Consider the following 487-nt stretch of genomic DNA (forward strand, 5'->3'; position numbering starts at 1 on the left):
GCTTAACCTCACAACCCGAAGATGTTTCTTTCGATTCATCATCGTGTTGCGAAAATTTGAGAGACTCACGAACAACTCTCGTTGTTCAGTGTTTCAATTTTCAGCTTGATCCAGATTTTTAAAGAGCAAAACTTCGCAGTGAACCTTTGCAGGTACACTCTGAAGTATTTTTTATTTAATCACTACAGAGATGGTGGAGCTATGCGGGATCGAACCGCAGACCTCCTGCGTGCAAAGCAGGCGCTCTCCCAGCTGAGCTATAGCCCCATAACATGTAGTTAAAACCTCTTCAAATTTGCGGTGCAAATTTGGTAGGCCTGAGTGGACTTGAACCACCGACCTCACCCTTATCAGGGGTGCGCTCTAACCACCTGAGCTACAAGCCTGTAGAGGTTTTACTGCTCATTTTCATCAGACAATCTGTGTGAGCACTGCAAAGTACAGTTCTTTAAGGTAAGGAGGTGATCCAACCGCAGGTTCCCCTACG

The 487-nt window shown here is 45.8% G+C and carries 2 tRNA genes; both read right to left on the bottom strand.

What is annotated here, in order from left to right:
* Positions 1–191: 191 nt before the first annotated feature.
* Positions 192–267, bottom strand: a tRNA-Ala gene (locus ATB02_RS25815).
* A 42-nt stretch (positions 268–309) separates the two neighbouring features.
* Positions 310–386, bottom strand: a tRNA-Ile gene (locus ATB02_RS25820).
* Between the last annotated feature and the right edge of the window lie 101 nt (positions 387–487).

It is taken from the genome of Escherichia sp. MOD1-EC5189, from assembly GCF_002966045.1.
Classification (GTDB): domain Bacteria; phylum Pseudomonadota; class Gammaproteobacteria; order Enterobacterales; family Enterobacteriaceae; genus Escherichia; species Escherichia coli_F.